This window comes from Clostridium formicaceticum, assembly GCF_001854185.1.
In the GTDB taxonomy this organism is placed as follows: Bacteria; Bacillota; Clostridia; order Peptostreptococcales; family Natronincolaceae; genus Andreesenella; species Andreesenella formicacetica.
This window is the reverse complement of sequence record NZ_CP017603.1, coordinates 1,451,182-1,468,958: the sequence shown is the minus strand read 5'-3', so window position 1 is coordinate 1,468,958 and position 17,777 is coordinate 1,451,182. Positions and strand designations below refer to the sequence as shown.

Sequence of the window (17,777 nt, the reverse complement as noted above, 5' to 3'; positions counted from 1 at the left end):
TTACTCTAATCTTGTTTTTTGCCCTAAATGATAAAGGTAAGAAGGGGAATTGTTATGAGGGAGAGGGCTGTCGTAAGAAATATCCCCTTAGAAGCTAAGTAATGATCTGATTCATAAAGGGTAGCCAGCACAGCGGTATTGGCAGCAGCAGGCATTGCTGTAATGACTACAGGCACCCCTAGCATCAATCCCCTTACCCCGACAAAATACAAAATCCCCATCACCATTCCCGGTAAAACCACCAGTCTTGCCATGGCTAACCATAATATTTTTTCCTCCTTAAACACATCCCCTAGGGACATATCTGCCAGAAAAGAACCTATTACCAGCATAGCTAGAGGCGTAGTAGTAGATCCTAAAATATCTAAGGTTTCATAAACCGGCAGCGGCAGTTTTATAGATAATAAAAAGAAGGAAAAACCTACTGCTACTGCAAGAATTCCCGGGTTTAACAGTACCTTCTTATAATCTACCTTTTCCTTTATCCCTTCACTACTACGACGAAGTACATAGACGCCTAGTGTCAACATGATAAAGTTAAAAGGGATATTATATAATGCCGTATAAAATACCCCTATCTCACCATAGATGGCATCTACGATGGGGTATCCCATATAACCTACATTTGAAAAAATTAAAATGAATTGAAAAACATCTCTCTTCTTACCTCCTATCCTCATCATCCTAGGAAAACAAAAAGAGATTCCTATGACGATAGCATACACCACTAGAGAAAGGAGAATAACCTTTATACTGGTAAAAAACAACTCCTTTGAAAACTCAAACTGCATAGATTTAATAATCATAGCCGGAAGCGTTACATGCATCACTAGATTGCTTAGACCTTTGTTAAGGGCATTATCCATATAATTTAGCTTCTTGGCACCATAGCCAATCATCATTACAAGAAATAAAATCAATATTTGGTTAAAGGTTGCAAAAAACGCCACGATTTGATCCCCCTAAAAAAAATTTTCATACAATTTAATCATAGCAGAAACCTTGCTGTATCACAAGAAAGAATCTACCAAGGTAGATGTCCTAAAAAACATAAAAAGAGCGCCTATAGCGCTTTCGCTAGGGAACCCTATGGTTCCCTTCGACGACTGCTATCGCAGTCTGAGCACCCTCCTTAATACGGGCAGGGGATTCCATCCCCTACAACCCCTACTTTTTTATATAATAGGAAAGTAGAACTTTCCTACTTATATAAAAAAGGGAGGTATATTTTCCTCCCTCACTAAAACCTAATGTCTTCTCTCTTTAACGGTTCTTCAATAAGTATATGACCCATTAAGGTTTCTCTTTTACTGCCATCTACTAAAAATTGTACTGCTTCAATTTCCTCAAGCCCTGTTAGTGAGTAAACAATTTGATGAATCACTAAGGTTTCTTGAAGGCTACCACCACTTAACCTTTCTCCTGCTATGTTCACATAGGCTACACCTTCAGCTGTATCTACGCTCAACACTTTAATTCCTTCTAAAGTTGTAGATAACGCATCATCTTCAGGCACTTGCTGAAGCTCTGCTAAGATCATTGCCTCTACTGATTTTTCTCCTACAGTTACCTCTTTTTCTACAGGAAGTACCTTTTCAAGTCTTTCATCTCCTGTCGCCACATATTCATCATTGACAAAGTATAGTGTAACCCTAGTTATTTCTCCTTCTGGTGCGGGGTCCACTACGGTATCTGTACCTTCTCCTTGCGGAGGGTTTTCTGCTTCTATCGGCGGCACAGGTGTTTCTTTCGGTGTCCTGTTGCATCCAACAAACGTCAACATCATAGCAATAACCAATAAAATTAGACCTGTTTTCTTCATTTTTATCTTCCTTTCTTTTTCTTGTTCTTTTCTTATCTTTATTATACATGAGGAATATAAAGACCCCATGAATAAATGTAAAGAAATCATGAAGAAACCTTTAAAGAATTTTTAGGAATAAAAAGGGTAATTTTTGTCCCCTCCTTCAGCTTACTTTCAGCGTGAATTTTCCACTGGTGCAGCTGCACAATACGACTAACAATAGATAATCCAATCCCTGCTCCTCCAGTATCTCGAGAACGGGATAAATCTGTGCGATAAAACTTGTCAAAAATAGATTGAATTTCTTTCTCTTCAATGCCAATACCATTGTCCTCAATAGCAACTTCATAATGTTGACTTTCCCATCTTCCTGTTATAGTTACTTTGCTTTGTAACTTCTCTGTATCCCTATACTTCATTGCATTGTCAATAAGATTGATAAAGACCTCCTTGACTCTTTCTCTATCACATCTTACCTCAGGAGGATTTTTTAAGTCAAGCACCACCTCTACCCCATCTTTCTCTGCTAAAGGATGCAAAATCTTTACAGCCTCCTCCACCATACTTCTTAAGGAAAAGAAGTTGGTGGTAATACCCTGCTCCTCAATTTTTGTTAAGGATAGAAGGGAACTTACCAAGCCTGCTAAACGGTCAATTTCTCCATCCATATCCCTTAAATACTCTCGATAAACTTCAATATCATCCTCTCCATAGAGAAGGGAGTCAATCAATGCTTTCATTGAGGCAAGCGGCGTCTTTAGTTCATGAGACACATCCCCTATAAATTGCGTTCTTCCCTCATCTATCCGATGCAATTCTTTGCTCATCTGATTAAAATTTTCCGCTAGTTTACCAATTTCATCCTTTGAATCAATTTCTACCACTTCCCCTAAATGTCCTTTGGCAATTCGCTTTGTTGTCTCCGATAGGGCGACAATAGGCTTTGCCATCTTTTCACTGGCAAGAATCGCAGCAAATACCCCTATAATCGCTGCCGCTACTGAGAGGGCCATCAATCGGCTCCTAAACTCATAAATCGTGTTAAAGGCATCATCCACACTGATAGATATTAGCACCGCCCCTAAGACCTTTCTGCTGGTATCTGATACTTGTAAAATAGGCACTGCTGCCTGTAACACATATTTATCTGTTTGATAGTAGCTAAACTTCTCCTGCATATTTAAGGCCTGGCGAATTTCTTCATTATCGATAACAGTGTCCTCTAAAAGGTGAAAACTATCCACCAGCACAGCGCCCTGATGGTTCAAGACCAAAATTCTCCCCCCCACCATTCCTGTATATTGCTGAATACTGTCCTTTAGGGCCAGGGGGTCCTGGAAGTTATTTCTACTGATGTTGGAGAGAATATTGGCGGTTTTTAGGGTGTTTACCTCTATTTCCCGCAGCACGGTTTCCTTCATATTTTCTGTAGAAAAAAAGTTGATGACAAACAGAGGCAGTAAAATCAAGACGATATAAATTGCTGTTAGCTTTTGTTTAATGGAGGAAAACATAGCCATCAATCCCTTCTAAAATAATAGCCTACACCCCATTTTGTTTGAATCATGGGAGAATTTTTCTCATGATCCTTTAACTTCTCTCTAAGATTTTTTATATGAACATCAATCGTTCTAGTATCAAGACAGGGTTCTTGCCAAACAAGACGAAAAATTTCTTCCCGGGGAAAAACCCGACCCTTATTTCTGATAAGCAGTTCTAAAATATCAAACTCCTTAGGCGTTAATTCAACTTCCCTGTAAGCCTTTTTTACAGTACGATAGCCGGAGTCCACCACCAGGTCTCCAGATGTATAGACAGTCTCTTGCTGAACTTCTTGCTTTTCCACTCTTCTAAGGATGGCTCGGACTCTAGCAATCAGTTCTCTCGTATTGAAGGGTTTTGTCATATAATCGTCTGCCCCCAGCTCCAGTCCTAATATTTTGTCAATATCACTGTCCTTGGCTGTCAACATCATAATAGGCACTTCACTACTTTGACGGATCATACGACAAAGGGTAATTCCATCTATCTTTGGCAACATTAAGTCTAAAATCAATAAATCAAAACTACTGGTCTCAAAAACACTAAAACCCGTTTCTCCATCATAAGCAACTGAAACTTCAAAACCTTCTTGCTCTAAGCTTTTTTTTAATCCCTTGACTAGCAATTTTTCATCATCAATGATTAATACCTTCATAGATTTCAACTCCTTATTAAAAATAAGTGCCTATTTTTATATTATACCTCTTTTCCTGGTTTCAAACAAAAAAACAAATGGTAAAGAAGACTTCTTCTTCACCATTTATCGTTTATATCTTTTCTGCGATATAATTCATCAAGGCATTTACTTTTTTTCTACAATTCTCTAAAGAATCCTCTGCTACCCCGCAATAGATTTTTAGTTTTGGTTCTGTTCCAGAGGGCCTTAAACAAACCCATGCGTTGTCTTCTAAGATAAATTTCAATACATTGGATTTAGGAAGTTTATTTTGATTCAAATAATCCTCCACCAACGCCACCTTGTAACCTCCGATTTCAATGGGAGGGTTACTTCTAAAAATCTCCAAAGTGTTTTGGATTTTTTCCATGCCCTCCTTTCCCTTCAGCGTAATGGATTTTAAGTCCTCCAAATAATAGCCATACTTTTTATAAAGCGCCATCAGCCCTTCATATAGGGTCATCCCTTTAGCATAATAAAAGGCAGCCATTTCAGAGATCAGCATAGAAGCCACCACTGCATCCTTATCCCTAGCGTAGGTACCTGCTAGATAACCGTAACTTTCTTCATAACCAAACAAAAAGGTTTTTTCTCCAGTTTCTTCGAATTCCTTAATTTTTTCACCAATGTATTTAAAACCTGTCAAAGTGTTGACGACATCTACTCCATGTTGTTTTGCTATGACTGCCCCCATTTCACTGGTGACAATGGTTTTTACAATCACAGCATTAGCAGGTATTCCTTGCTTTTCCTTCAACGTGGAGAGGATATACTCTACCAGCAATGCACCTACTTGATTGCCGGTAAGGATGCTGTATTTTCCTTCTTTGTTTTTCACCACTGCCCCAACCCTATCGCAATCAGGATCCGTCCCGATAATCAAGTGAGCATCTTCTTGTTTCGCCAAGCCAATAGCTAGTTGAAAAGCTGCCTCTTCCTCTGGATTAGGATAAGCTACTGTAGAAAAGTTAGGATCTGGCAACGCTTGGTCTGGCACCACCAATACCTTTTCAAACCCAATTTCCTTCAGCACCCTCCTTATAGGAAGATTTCCTGTGCCATGCAATGGTGTAAAAACGATTTTAAAATCCTTGGCTACTTTACGAATCATTTCCCCCCTTAAAGATTGATTTTTTACAGACTTTATATAGGCATCATCTACCTCTTCCCCTATGTACTGAAACAGTTTGGCTCTTTGGGCTTCCTCTTTATTCATTGGAATGACTTTATATAAATCGTGGATTTGTTGAATTTCTTTTGTAATTTCCTCTGCCAGTCTGGTGGCCACCTGCGCCCCATCCTCCCAGTATACCTTGTAGCCATTGTATTCCGGAGGATTATGGCTAGCCGTAATAACAATACCCGCAATAGCCTTCAGGTACCTTACAGCAAAGGAAAGCTCTGGTGTTGGTCTTAGATCTTCAAAAACATAGGCTTTTATGTCATTTGCAGCTAAGACCAAAGCGGCCTCCTCCGTAAATTCTTTGGACATATGTCTTGAGTCATAGGCGATCACTACCCCACGGTCTATCGCCTCTTCTCCTTGGGCCTTTATGTAATTAGCTAATCCTTGTGTCGCCTTTCTAATGGTGTATTTATTAATTCTATTGGTACCAGCACCAATAACACCTCTTAGCCCCCCTGTGCCAAACTCTAGATCTCTATAAAAACGATCTTCTATTTCCTTTTCCTTTCCCATGATTTCTTTCAATTCTTCTCTTGTTTTATCATCAAAATATGGATCAAATAACCACGTCTCGTAGTTTTTTATGGTTTGCAGGTCCATTTTATCCTCCCCCTAGCTTATTTTATGAATAAAATATTTTTACTTCCTAATTTTGTAAGTTTCATTTCTATTATACTGGTTTTTTTAGTATTTGACTAGTAAAAGCCTATCATTTGAACTTATTTCTCTTTTCCTTTTTCTTCATGAATACTATGCATAGATTCTCCTTTATCCATATGGTTTCCTTAGGGCAATTTACTTTTACCTATCTATATTATGATGTTTTTTCTTCTTTAGGTCAATTTTTAAGGAATTTTTTATAGATTATTTTATCTATCACTATTATTTCTATTTATGGAAATATTATAATCTAAAATTATATACAAAAAAGGATCAAGGTGAAGTCCTCTCCCCTTGACCCTTTCTCCTATACAATTTTACTATTTTTCTAAAGCCTTTACAATCACAGTAACCGCTTCTGCTCTTGTAGCATTTGCCTTAGGTTTAAAGGTTTGATCTTGATATCCAGAAATAATGCTATTGGCCGCTGCTGCTTCTACTGCTGCTACAGCCCATTCAGAAATATTGCTGCTATCTATAAAAGTGCTATTTCCTGCTACTGCCTCTAGCTTCGCGGTTTTCACAATCATTACAGCCATTTGTTCTCTTGTAATTAAATCATTGGCTCCAAAGGTAGTGTCATCATAACCGCTAATAATTCCATGGGCTTGTGCCGCTGCAACAAAATCCTTCGCCCAATGGTTTTGTGTATCATCAAATACTTTATCACCCTTCATTTCTAGATCAAAAGCCTTCACAAGCACAGTAGCAAACTCCGCTCTAGTGATGTTTGCATTTGGTCTAAAAGAACCGTCAGGATATCCTTTGATGGCCCCTGTAGCTACTAAAGGTGTGATATACTTTTCACCCCAATGACCTACAACATCTTGAAAGGTTTCTGTTTGAGGAGCTTCTTCTTGTGGTGCTGGTTGTTCCTCTACTTCTTCTACTTCTTCTACTTCTTCTTCAACTTCCTCTTCTATTTTTTCTTCTGCTTTAGGCGTTTGGGCACCGCCGCCTCCACCGCCGCCGCTGCTTCCGCCTGTCTGGGTGTCAGTACCTAACAAACTTTCTTTTACAGCATTGCTTAAGGGTGCAAGACTGCTAGGAACCTGACCCCTTGCAAGGGCAGCTATTTCTTCTGCCGTCAATTGATTGATCACACCTTCAAAAACCGCTGGATGATTATTTAAAACTCCAGGTAAAGCACTGAACATTCTACTATTAAAATTTGATTGAGTCAAGTCTCCACCTTGCTTTACTGTTTGCTCTAGCTCTGTAAGAAAGGCTATCATTTGATTGTCAGTAACCCCTACAGCATTCACAAAATCTGCATAATCATTTTTAAGCTTGTTGTAGCTATCTACAAAATCAGCTGCATTTACACTGTTTAATTGAAATGCCCCTAACGTCAACAAGAATGCTAGTGTTAAAGATAGTAATTTTTTAAGTTTCATCTTTTTTTGTGCCTCCTTGATTTTCCATTAAATTCTAGATAATGAATACTCCTCTGATGCACTTCAATCAGAGGAGTATTTATCATTTTCTTATTGAGCAAGTGCCTTAACAATCACTGTTACAGCTTCTGCTCTTGTTGCATTATTCTTTGGTCCAAAGGTGTTGTCAGGGTAACCTGAAACAATACCATTGGAGGACACTACTTCTATAGCATTTGCAGCCCATACTGAAGCGTTGTCAGCGTCATTAAACACTTTTACATCTTCTGTAGCTACTAAATTGAATGCCTTGGTAATCATTACAGCCATTTGTTCTCTTGTTATTAGATCATTTGCTCCAAAAGTAGTATCATCGTAACCACTAAGGATTCCATTAGCTTGCGCTGTAGCAATGTAATCCTTCGCCCAATGATTTGCTGTATCCTGGAATACTTTTCCTGGTGCCATCTCTAAGTCAAGGGCTTTTACTAATACAGTAGCAAATTCTGCTCTTGTAATGTTGTTATTTGGTTTGAAAGTACCGTCTGGGTAACCACTGATTGCACCAGCTTCTACTAATGCTGTTATGTAGCTTTCTGCCCAGTGTCCTGCAACATCTTTAAATGCAGCTACAGGCTTTGGCTGTGGTGCTTCTGGTTTCTCTGTTGCTAAAACTGCAAACTTTGTGAAGTGATCTACTTCACCTGTAACGGTAGCTTTATCTTCATTCACTTTTATATTATCTAGCTCTACCCATACATTGTCTTCTTCATCTAACCAGTATAGGCTTACTTCTTCTTTGTCTAAATCTACTTCATCATTATCGTATTCTAGAGTAAGACTTACTGCTTTATCAAAGTCACCTTTTACATCCTTGGTGATTTCAAATACGCCACTTACTAACTTGGTTCTTTCTGGTAAGGCCAATCTAGAAGCAGCTACTCTGCCAAGTTGTTCTGCCTTCACTGTGAAATCAGTGCTCAATGCGTTTGCTGGGAACTTAATGCTTAATCCATCTCTTGTAACTGTTCCACCAGCAGTAGCTTTAATGGTTGTGGTTGTTGATGTTGACGTACCACCGCCACTGCTGCCGCCACTGTTGCTGCCGCCACTGCTGCCAGAGCTTGCGTTGGTTGTTACACTAACTTCTGCATAATCAGATTCAAAGTTATCAGCATCTATCGCTCTTACTTTAAAGTCATAAGTAGTATTGGCACTTAATCCTGAAACGGTGTATGAACTTGCGTTAATTGGTGCAGCTGTTAATTTTGTATCTCCTTGGAACACTTCATAAGTAGTGCCCGCTGGTTGAGACCAGCTTAATGTTACACTATTATGTGTCTTAGTAGTACTAACAGAAGGTACTGCTACTTCCTCTGCCACTAACACCATACTTAAATCTGTTTCAAAGGTAGCCACGCCATTTTCTACGGTTGCCTCTCTAAACTCATAACGTCCGTTATTTTTGTTTTCGTGGAAACCTGCTGCTTTGTTTACGCCTTTAGGAACAGTAATTTTAATTTTTACCTTTTTAAGTCCAGATAAGCCAGTGATTTCAATAGCATTAACTGGTTTATTTGTTTTTATAGCATCCTTTGCTGCTGGCTTTATTCTTATGTTTAATGTTCCTGTAAGTCCTGGTGGCACTAGAATTTCTAGTTTGCCATTGAAGGTATCAGAACTGATATCCACTAACTCAATTTGCAGTTCATCTCTTGCTGGATTGTAACCCACAGGTGGTTCAATCTTCATGCTTCCATCAGCATCTGCTACAAATGTTGCAGAAACTTTAGCTAGTTTTCTTACTGTTACTACATAAGTTCTCTCATCACTATTTTCAGCAGTTACAGTATACGCCACATCATTTCTAAAGTCTTGTGCTGTAGTTGGTTTGATGGTTGCATATTCTGACACTTTTACTTCAGGCTTTAAGCTGGAGATGTCTTTGTCTGCTGGAACGCCTCTGACAACAATCGTCTTGGCATCTTGATCAATTACTCCTGGATACTTTGCACCATCTGTGGTGACTAAAGTAAATTCAGTGATAAGGTTTTGATCACTTAAACTTACATCTTCGCCTTTTAGGACTTTAAACATTGTCACGATTGCGTCCTTTTGAGCTTGAGTAAATACATCTGTTTCATTTAGATAGGTATCTATCTCTTTAACAAAAGCATTTATAACCAGTTTATATTCTTCTGCTGGCACTGAAGCAACATTAAAGTACTTCTCTGCTGCTTGATTCATGGCACTTGCAAATCCAGCGCCATTGCTTACAGCAGCTGTATAAACTTTTTTGCCATCTACTACTTGGCTGGTGATGTTAACATGTTGAATGACTATATCCATGGCATCTAAAACAAAGTTTACCTTTGCCTCCATTGGATTATCTTCATAGTTGGCATTCAACTTGCTGTTTACATTTTGATTCATTTCCTTTACAGCAGAATCTGCCAATAATCTAGTGCGAAGGTCTTCAATCTCTTTTCCTACAGTGGTATTCCCTATTGTTGTCCCTGAATTAAGCCCACCATTCAATAAGTCAAGAATAAGGTCATCTATATTTGAGCCAATATTTCGTCTAGATTTTCTAACTTCTCTTGAAATCGCTTCTGCTGTTGCTAAGTTGACACCATTTCTACTTAATCTAGTGGTTAAGTAATTTGAAGCGCTTATAGCCTCCATGGTTGTACTTACAAAAACATCTGCATCATCAAGGGCCTTCATAGCTGTTGCTACCTGTAGCTTATTCCAATTGGATAAACCCATCAGGTTCTGTACTAGATCATTCTGTACTACCTGATCAAACCAATCTGCCGTTGCTGCAGGTGCAGCAAAAGCAAAGCTGCTTAACATAGTAACCATCATGGTTACAATTAATAACATTGCAATTGACTTTCTCATATTAATTTGTCATCCTCCTTTTATAAAATTCTTTTAAAACTGCTTGTAGCATAGTGCATCTTATGTATTAATTCCCATCACCCCTTTGCCTTACCTTATATTGTCTGATCCTAATTTTTACATAGTTTTACACTTAAACTTATAAATTCTCTACATCCTCCCATAATCCTTCTTTTTTGTTAAATTTTTTATATAAATTATTAATATGCCATATATCATTATTTATGGAAAAATGCATTTTTGATTACAAGTAAATTGCTTAAAATAAAAGAAGGCTATATTAAGCCCTCCAATTTGCTAAACATCGATGTTTTCTTTTGTTTTATTGCTTGATCATACTGATCTCTTGCCTCTTTCACTAGATCAGTAGGTAACTGATTTTGAAGAAGCTCCGTCTCCATTTCTTTTAATAGTTCATTAAATCTTCCTTCTACTGATTCTTCCAGCATGGCGGCGGCCTGTAGGTATTTTCTGGCCAGCTGTGTTTTGTTTACTTTGCCTTCTGCCTTCTGTTGATTGTATTCTTCATGAGCTCTTTGGAATAAAACATCTATTCTTTCTAATGCTGTAGCTTCTAACCTTTCTAATCTAGGTCTATAGTTATCTGCTATCACCTCTTTGGTTATTTCGGTGTTTTTAGTTTCCTGATCTTGTGGGCTTAGAGAGGTTTCTGGAGCAGATTCGGCTTCTTGTTGATCTTCTTCATTATGTACCTCTGCTATACCTTCACCCTCTGCAACATTGCCCTCTAAATCTGCCTCTCCAAAATAAAAAAAGTTTTCACTTAATTCTTCCTGTAATTGACTCCTTAGTTTTTCATCTGTCCCAAGAAAGTACTTATACCCCCAAAGCCCTGCCACCCCACCGATGGCCAATATAACCGCTAAACCAATAAATAGCTTTTTTTTCATTTGCTCATCTCCCCTTCTTCTGTGTTTTTATTATCTCTATAGCATAAAACGTATATATTTTCTATTTTTCCCGACACTACTACTAATCCTAATAATTTATAAGTATAATAACTATATACCTTTATACTTGAAGTTTAATATAGCTATTATATCACTTTTTTCACCGCTATGGTAGCTGCATATTTAAAACAAAGGTGCTGTTTTTATGAATTATTTATTGAAAAAAATTACCTTCATTATCGCTATTTCTACATTATCTATTCTGCTTATTCTTACTGCATTTTTTGTTCGGGGTTTTCAGAGCTTGAAGAATATAGATCCCGTTTCCCCTTTCCATGAAGAAGTGGCGCAGTTAAGGTATCCCTTTGCACCAGAAGCCGGACTTATCTATGATCCAGCCATTATACAAAAATACGAGAAAGCCTTCGTGGAACTACAGTCAAATTATGAAGTACTATTATGGGGTTTAGTAGAAGAAGGAAAAAAGGAATATGAGGAAAACAAAGACACCATCTCTATTTATGCACTAGGAAACAAATACTTATACGCCCTTAATGAATTAGAAAAAAAGGGAGATCAGGAAGTAAAGCTTCTACTTGAACAGCTTTCAGCGGAGCTTAAACAACAAAACCAAGACTTATCTTTGGTTGAAGATATAGAAAAGTACTATATACAAAGCAAGTATCAAAAACGTAGGGAACTTTTAAATAAGGTTAAAACGGCCACTGCCCCATAAAAAGTTTTCACACCTGCATCTAAAGGAAAGTTATCGAAGTAGATATTTTCTCCATAAGGAAATCTAAAGCCAATGATCGTTATCATAATTTAACATGATATTTAATAAATATTTAATACTTTATTTAGCTACAGTTTATAATTGGCTGTTATACTCAGTCATGAGTCCTACCTTAGTGCATATGTCTGTATATTTGAAATTAAATGGTTTTTATGTTAAGATAGCAATTATGGATAGTTTAAAAATACTATATATGAAGGGAGTTTTTTATTTGCTACGAAAATTATTTCTAATTATATTGTCGGGAATGCTGTTGTTTTCATTTGCAGCGTGTACTGCTACAGAGGATGGTGCATCCGATTCAGTAGATGAAGAGGTTAGCGCTATAGTAGCCCTCGTAAATGGCAAGGAAATTCAAAGATCAGATTTTGAAAACGTACTGGAAAATATGAAATTATCTTACCAACAGTTTGGTCTGGATTTTGATAGCGAGGAAAATAAGGAAATGCTAGAGCTAATGAAGGAAGAAGCTTTAAATAATTTAATTCAACAAGAACTACTTTTACAAAGTGCACTCGAAAAGAACTATGCAGCTTCTCAAGATGAAATAGACCATGAACTAGAACAGATTAAAGCTCAATTTGGAACTGATGAGGAGTTTGATATGGCATTAGAAGCAAATCATCTAACTTTAGATGCCTTAATAGAAAGTATCGCTAACGAAATCATGCTGGCACAGTATATACAAAATGAAATCGGTGAACCTACTGTATCAGAGGAAGAAATAATTGCTATGTATGAAGAATATAGTGAATCTATGGAGGATCTACCTGCCTTCGAAGAAATGCAGTTTGAATTAGAGGAAGAGCTTAAGTATCAAAAATTTCAAACAAGTTTTGGTGAATTTATAGAAAACCTAAAAGCACAAAGTACGATTGAGATTTTGCTTTAAAAAATTTCTTTTTTTAACTATTTCTACCTCCTTATATTTATAATGTAGCCAGGGTAAATCTTTATACCCTGGCAAATTTGTTTTTATCCCCTATAATATCCCCCTGGCATATAACGTAGGATTAAATAATTATAGGCCGGCTATTGTAAGTAAAGGATAATTTTATCTACGCAAAAGATTTCTATTGAATCATTTTATGGTATAATGTAACTTGTATATCAACCTACAACCCTGCATGCATTAAAAACAAAAAAATTGTTATAATAGACTGACATTTATTTTGAAAAATTGAAAGGAAGTGTAACTATGTCTTCAGATAACCATCGCTCTACATCAAGAGTTTTAGATATATTAGAAGTACTCGCTTCTTCACAGAAGGGCTATACACTTACAGAGGTGGCTGCAGCTATTGATGCACCTAAAAGTAGCATCTTCCCTATTATTCATACACTTCAAAGCAGAGGTTATATAGAAATCAATGAAAATACCTCTAGATATTTTTTAGGTATCAAGGCCCTAGATCTTGGTTCTTCTTATCTAAATAGTCATAGTATGCTTAGTTTTATTCGAAAAGAAATGCAGCATATTGTAGATACATGCTCTGAGACCTGCCAACTTGGTATTTTGGATAAGGGAGATGTTCTTTATATCGAGAAGATAGATTCTCCCGAACCTATACGGATGATTTCACATGTAGGTAAACGCCTCCCTGCTTATTGTACAAGTCTTGGCAAAGCACTTCTTTGCGATCATGATAAAGAAGCACTGCATAACCTATTTCCAGAAGGCTTAAAAAAGTTTACACCAAGTACGATAACAGATATTGAAGTTTTATATGAACAACTTCTTGAAGTGCGACAAACACAAATAGCTTACGAGTCTGAGGAAATTACAGAATATATCCAATGTTTTGCTGTGCCTCTTAGAAAAAATGGGCTTATTAGCGGGGCCCTCAGTGTTACTGTTCCTAAGTTTCGTTTAACTGAGGAAAAAGCTGAATTAATCAAAAAACAACTTCTAGAATCACAAGCTAAAATCGAAGCCCTTATGATAAAGTTTAACTTTGATATCAAGAGTATTTACTAAAATCAATAATTTTTTTGCAAAAAAAGGTCACAACTAGCAGGCTACCACCTGCTCATCATGACCTTTTTTTATGTTATTAAAGAAACATAGCGCCTTATTAAGAATTCATCTAGTTAACCAATCTCTTTAAGTTCAGTTCCTTTAATCTGCTCTTATTACTTCAACATCATATCCATCTGGGTCTGTGACAAAGTAAAATCTAGGTGGGCTACCTGGAAGTCCCATTAGTTTTGTAACCTTGTAACCCATTTCTTCGTGCTTCTTTCTCGATCCTTCCAAATCTTTTACTGCAACTGCTATATGACTAAATCCATTTCCTATCTCATAGGGCTTATCTGGATTATAGTTATAGGTTAACTCCAATTCATATTGACCTGAAGCGTCACTTAAATATACTAAAGTAAAGGCGTGTTCAGGAAAATCTTTACGTCTTGTTTCTACTAATCCCAGCGCTTCTTGGTAAAACTTTAAAGACTTCTCTAAATCCATCACTCTGATGCAAGTATGTAGCATTTTGTAGTTCATTTATTAACTCCTCCTAGTGCAAAATATTTATAAATGAATTAACTATCTATAATTATAACATAAATTTTCCCCCTTTACCCTATCTTGTTTTTTAATATCCCTCCTGCTGATAAATTTTTAGTAACCTTTTATATGACTTCTGCATAATTTACTACTGAAAGGCCATAAAAGTTTGCTTTATATAACGCTGATAGTTATTCTTTTGAAGCTTATTAAGCGTTATTTGCAAAAAATCATAGATACTGTTGGAGCAAATGATAAAAAAGGTGTTGTTTTTATAAATGGTGCTTTGTTAAGTTTGTTTTCTTTAAAATAAAAGGTATTTCATTAAGGAGGTAGAATAAATTTATGAGTGATCAAACGTGTCACTATTACTCCCATAAATTAGGAGTTATACCTTGCTATTATCCGGGATGTAAGCCACAACCATGTCCTCCAGGACCTACTGGGCCTGCTGGGCCCCAAGGGCCTATTGGACCTCAAGGATCTACCGGACCTATCGGACCCCAAGGCATACCCGGACTTACTGGACCCATCGGACCTCAAGGCGTGCCTGGGCCTACTGGACCCATTGGGCCTCAAGGCGTGCCTGGACCGGTTGGACCCACTGGACCTCAAGGATTATCTGAATATGCTTATATCTACAATGTAGGTGCTCAAACTATACCGTTGGAAACAGATGTTATATTCAGTAATAACGGTGTTATTTCCGGAAATATCACACATGCAGCAGGAACAGCTGCAATCATTCTTGGCAGCGCTGGTGATTATTCCGTATGGTTCTATGCTTCAGCTCTGGAACCAAGTCAGTTTACATTATTTTTAAACGGCGCTCCTGTACCTGGCGCCACCTACGGTGCTGAGGCGGGTACCTCACCTAACCCAGGTTGGGCGATTATTAACGCCTCTGCTGGTGATGTATTAACAGTACGCAACCACACCAGTGAAGTTCCTGTTATTCTTCAAACCTTTGCAGGTGGTACACAAGTTAATGTTAATGCTTCCATCTTAATTCAAAGAATAGATGCCTAGTAAAGCATAAGTTTTTTTATCAACAAAATAGGATGGTATCCATCTAATGCCTTATATTTGAAGGATTACAAACGACTTTGTGCTGAAGCACCACAGCAGGGCAACATGTGTTACCCTGCTGTAATTCATCTGCAGAGGTGATACCTTAAGCCCTAGTGCTCTGTATTATTATTATGCCCGAGAATTGTATTATCACCAGAGATATGATGACGCAATCCTATACTTTAATAAGTTTTTAGATGAAGTTACTTTGAAACTTTTTTAAAGTCCAAGGCTAAAGACAAATAACAGTAGATTTTTCATGCTATTCCTTTCAACCTCAACCTACTTATCTAAATAATTTTTTGGGTGAAACTGAGAGCTTAGCTCTTTGTTCCTAAACCTCTCCCCTAGAGACTGTTTGACACCCAAAACAATACATGTTAAGCTGAAAAGAAAAAAGTGGAGAATATTTATGAAAATTGGTACCGGCATCTATTTAGAAAAGCTAAAAGAAAATCCAGACTTTTATCAGGAAACATATACTTGTCTAGAGCTTCAAGATTTTGTTATGCCTAGCAATTTGGATGAAAATCGCAATGAAATTGTTGAAGAGTATCGTGCTATCTTAAAAAATTATAAAGGACTTTTAACCATACACGGTCCTTATATTGATCTGCACCCCACCAGCTTCGACCCTTTGGTGCGTGACTTATGTGCACAGCGTTATCGCCAGGCATTGCAGGCAGCTGCAGCATTAAATGCAAAATTTATGGTGGTTCATTCTGATTATGAATCTGCAGCATACTATGAAGGGTACGAAGATTATTTCTTGAAACAAAGTATCTTATTTTGGAAGAATATTATTAGCGAGTTTGAAGCCTTGAGGGTTACGGTGGTGATAGAAAATATACATAACAAAACTGCTGACCTAATTAAAAGTGTCATCAATACAGTAAATTCTCCTTATTTAGCAGCTTGCCTAGATACAGGTCATGCTCATGCTTTGGGTAAAAGCCTACTGACACCATGGGTTGCGTCCTATGGACAACATCTTCAGTATATTCATCTTCACGACAATCATGGAGAAAAAGACCAACACTTGTCTTTAGGGGAAGGCAGTATTGATTTCGAGGAGTTTTTTATAAAGCTCAAAGAAAGCCATTATGATTCCGTTATTGTTTGCGAAATTTTTGAAGGAATAGAAATACAACAAAAAAATTTAAAACAACTAGAAACCTTTCTCAAAATCCCCTTAGGAGTGAGTTCTTGAAGCGGTTTTGCGTTTATTTCTATCTATATTCACTTAAAGACCCTTTCATTGAATATTTCAAACGTTGGTGCTGGGTCTAGTCTTTATGCCTATTTTTATATTTGTACAGATCTCTAGCATCTTTTATTTCTAAACCTTTTTCTCCCGCTAGGGATTCTAAGTGGTGTGTGAACTCATGTAGGAGGGTATCTTTAAGTTTTTGGTATAGCCTTTCTTTTGATATTTCTTGATAAAATCTTTTAAATGAACCATAATAGATTATAATTTGTCTTCCGGTAATGTTTTTATGATATTCCCCCATGATATAGAGTTTATCTCTAGCTCTGCTTTCAGGATGTATTTTGTGTTGAGGCAACAAAAGAATTCCTTGATTTAGTTCTCTAAAAAAATCCTTTGGTATTTCTTCCGCTATTTCATCTAACATATCATGCACTTCATCTATCGACGGAAACTCACTCATAATCATCATTCCTTTCCAGCTCTATCAATATGCTCCTTCAATCCTCCATCTTCCATACCTACCACCAAATTCTTGATGTTCTATTCTATAAGTCCTTTTTCTCTCTTATACAACACAAAATCTCCTTTCCCTTGTGTCTTCATTTTTTCTTTAATAGCAGGATGCCTTTTGTTATAAATATTATTGCCATCACAAGGATAGTTCCTGTAAAGGCCCCTACTCCATCAATAATTACATCATTTAGAGATGCTGTTCTACCTACAAACCCCTGATTGAATTCATCAAGTACCGCTACTGTTACCGGCAGACTTATGCCTAGCAAAAATCCTATAAATATTTTTTTTGAGTAGACATAGCCAAAGCTACTACAAATTATACCTAGAATAAAATAAATACCAAAATGGGCACTTTTTCTCACTACCATATTTGTTGTTTTATACCTATTCATAAGCCATAGGTCTTTTATAACATTTTCAGCCCTTTGATATAGTCTTGTATGGGTTATATCTAAAATGTCATCTATTTTTCTTATAATTCTTACCGCCATATTTGATTGACTATAAGATACACTGGGGGGTTGGGATGAAAAGTAAAATATGATCATCGTCCAGAATGCAAATACAACAAAAAATATAATACTTAGTTTTTTTCTATTCATGTTATTTTACAACCTTC

Annotated in this window: 16 protein-coding genes; 5 read left to right on the top strand and 11 right to left on the bottom strand. The window is 37.1% G+C overall.

Annotated elements, in window-relative coordinates:
• Positions 1-23 precede the first annotated feature (23 nt).
• The 8 genes from BJL90_RS06835 to BJL90_RS06800 form a co-directional block, all read right to left on the bottom strand.
• Positions 24-950: an AEC family transporter gene (locus BJL90_RS06835; RefSeq protein WP_081561880.1), complete on the bottom strand. Its 927-nt coding sequence runs from the start codon at positions 948-950 to the stop codon at positions 24-26.
• 290 nt (positions 951-1,240) lie between these two features.
• Positions 1,241-1,822, bottom strand: coding sequence for a GerMN domain-containing protein (locus tag BJL90_RS06830; RefSeq protein ID WP_169824195.1), 582 nt, complete (start codon positions 1,820-1,822; stop codon positions 1,241-1,243).
• Positions 1,823-1,908: 86 nt separating this feature from the next.
• Positions 1,909-3,324: a sensor histidine kinase gene (locus BJL90_RS06825; RefSeq protein WP_070965719.1), complete on the bottom strand. Its 1,416-nt coding sequence runs from the start codon at positions 3,322-3,324 to the stop codon at positions 1,909-1,911.
• On the bottom strand, positions 3,324-4,001 hold the full coding sequence (locus BJL90_RS06820; protein WP_070965716.1) for a response regulator transcription factor: 678 nt from the start codon (positions 3,999-4,001) through the stop codon (positions 3,324-3,326). Before BJL90_RS06820 ends, BJL90_RS06825 begins: the two co-directional genes overlap by 1 nt.
• A gap of 112 nt (positions 4,002-4,113) precedes the next feature.
• Positions 4,114-5,808 carry a phospho-sugar mutase gene (locus BJL90_RS06815; RefSeq protein WP_070965713.1) on the bottom strand — a complete coding sequence of 565 codons (1,695 nt, stop codon included), beginning with the start codon at positions 5,806-5,808 and terminating at the stop codon, positions 4,114-4,116.
• A 380-nt stretch (positions 5,809-6,188) separates the two neighbouring features.
• On the bottom strand, positions 6,189-7,265 hold the full coding sequence (locus BJL90_RS06810; protein WP_070965711.1) for an S-layer homology domain-containing protein: 1,077 nt from the start codon (positions 7,263-7,265) through the stop codon (positions 6,189-6,191).
• 90 nt (positions 7,266-7,355) lie between these two features.
• Complete coding sequence (locus BJL90_RS06805; RefSeq protein WP_070965708.1) at positions 7,356-10,148, bottom strand: S-layer homology domain-containing protein; 2,793 nt, start codon at positions 10,146-10,148, stop codon at positions 7,356-7,358.
• Positions 10,149-10,423: 275 nt separating this feature from the next.
• The gene (locus tag BJL90_RS06800; RefSeq protein ID WP_070965705.1) at positions 10,424-11,059 is read right to left on the bottom strand and encodes a flagellar basal body-associated FliL family protein; all 636 of its coding nucleotides are present in this window, start codon (positions 11,057-11,059) and stop codon (positions 10,424-10,426) included.
• Positions 11,060-11,264: 205 nt separating this feature from the next.
• Here BJL90_RS06800 and BJL90_RS06795 point away from each other — a divergent pair, with 205 nt between their 5' ends.
• From BJL90_RS06795 to BJL90_RS06785, 3 genes are all read left to right on the top strand, one after another.
• Positions 11,265-11,795 (top strand): hypothetical protein, encoded by a 531-nt coding sequence (locus BJL90_RS06795; RefSeq protein ID WP_070965702.1) that lies wholly within the window; start codon positions 11,265-11,267, stop codon positions 11,793-11,795.
• 181 nt (positions 11,796-11,976) lie between these two features.
• Positions 11,977-12,747, top strand: coding sequence for a SurA N-terminal domain-containing protein (locus tag BJL90_RS06790; protein WP_205684280.1), 771 nt, complete (start codon positions 11,977-11,979; stop codon positions 12,745-12,747).
• Positions 12,748-13,053: 306 nt separating this feature from the next.
• The gene (locus BJL90_RS06785; protein WP_070965696.1) at positions 13,054-13,833 is read left to right on the top strand and encodes an IclR family transcriptional regulator; all 780 of its coding nucleotides are present in this window, start codon (positions 13,054-13,056) and stop codon (positions 13,831-13,833) included.
• Positions 13,834-13,974: 141 nt separating this feature from the next.
• Here BJL90_RS06785 and gloA read toward each other — a convergent pair whose 3' ends face one another.
• Entirely contained in the window at positions 13,975-14,358 is a 384-nt protein-coding gene (gene gloA / locus BJL90_RS06780) for a lactoylglutathione lyase (RefSeq protein WP_070965693.1), read from the bottom strand.
• A 348-nt stretch (positions 14,359-14,706) separates the two neighbouring features.
• Here gloA and BJL90_RS23115 point away from each other — a divergent pair, with 348 nt between their 5' ends.
• Positions 14,707-15,390: a collagen-like protein gene (locus tag BJL90_RS23115; protein ID WP_070965690.1), complete on the top strand. Its 684-nt coding sequence runs from the start codon at positions 14,707-14,709 to the stop codon at positions 15,388-15,390.
• 454 nt (positions 15,391-15,844) lie between these two features.
• Positions 15,845-16,642 carry a sugar phosphate isomerase/epimerase family protein gene (locus tag BJL90_RS06770; RefSeq protein WP_070965688.1) on the top strand — a complete coding sequence of 266 codons (798 nt, stop codon included), beginning with the start codon at positions 15,845-15,847 and terminating at the stop codon, positions 16,640-16,642.
• A 76-nt stretch (positions 16,643-16,718) separates the two neighbouring features.
• Here the strand turns inward: BJL90_RS06770 and BJL90_RS06765 are convergent, their stop codons facing one another.
• Together BJL90_RS06765 and BJL90_RS06760 are read right to left on the bottom strand one after the other, a co-directional pair.
• Entirely contained in the window at positions 16,719-17,111 is a 393-nt protein-coding gene (locus BJL90_RS06765; protein WP_236905040.1) for a metallopeptidase family protein, read from the bottom strand.
• Positions 17,112-17,241: 130 nt separating this feature from the next.
• Entirely contained in the window at positions 17,242-17,760 is a 519-nt protein-coding gene (locus tag BJL90_RS06760; RefSeq protein WP_070965685.1) for a VanZ family protein, read from the bottom strand.
• Between the last annotated feature and the right edge of the window lie 17 nt (positions 17,761-17,777).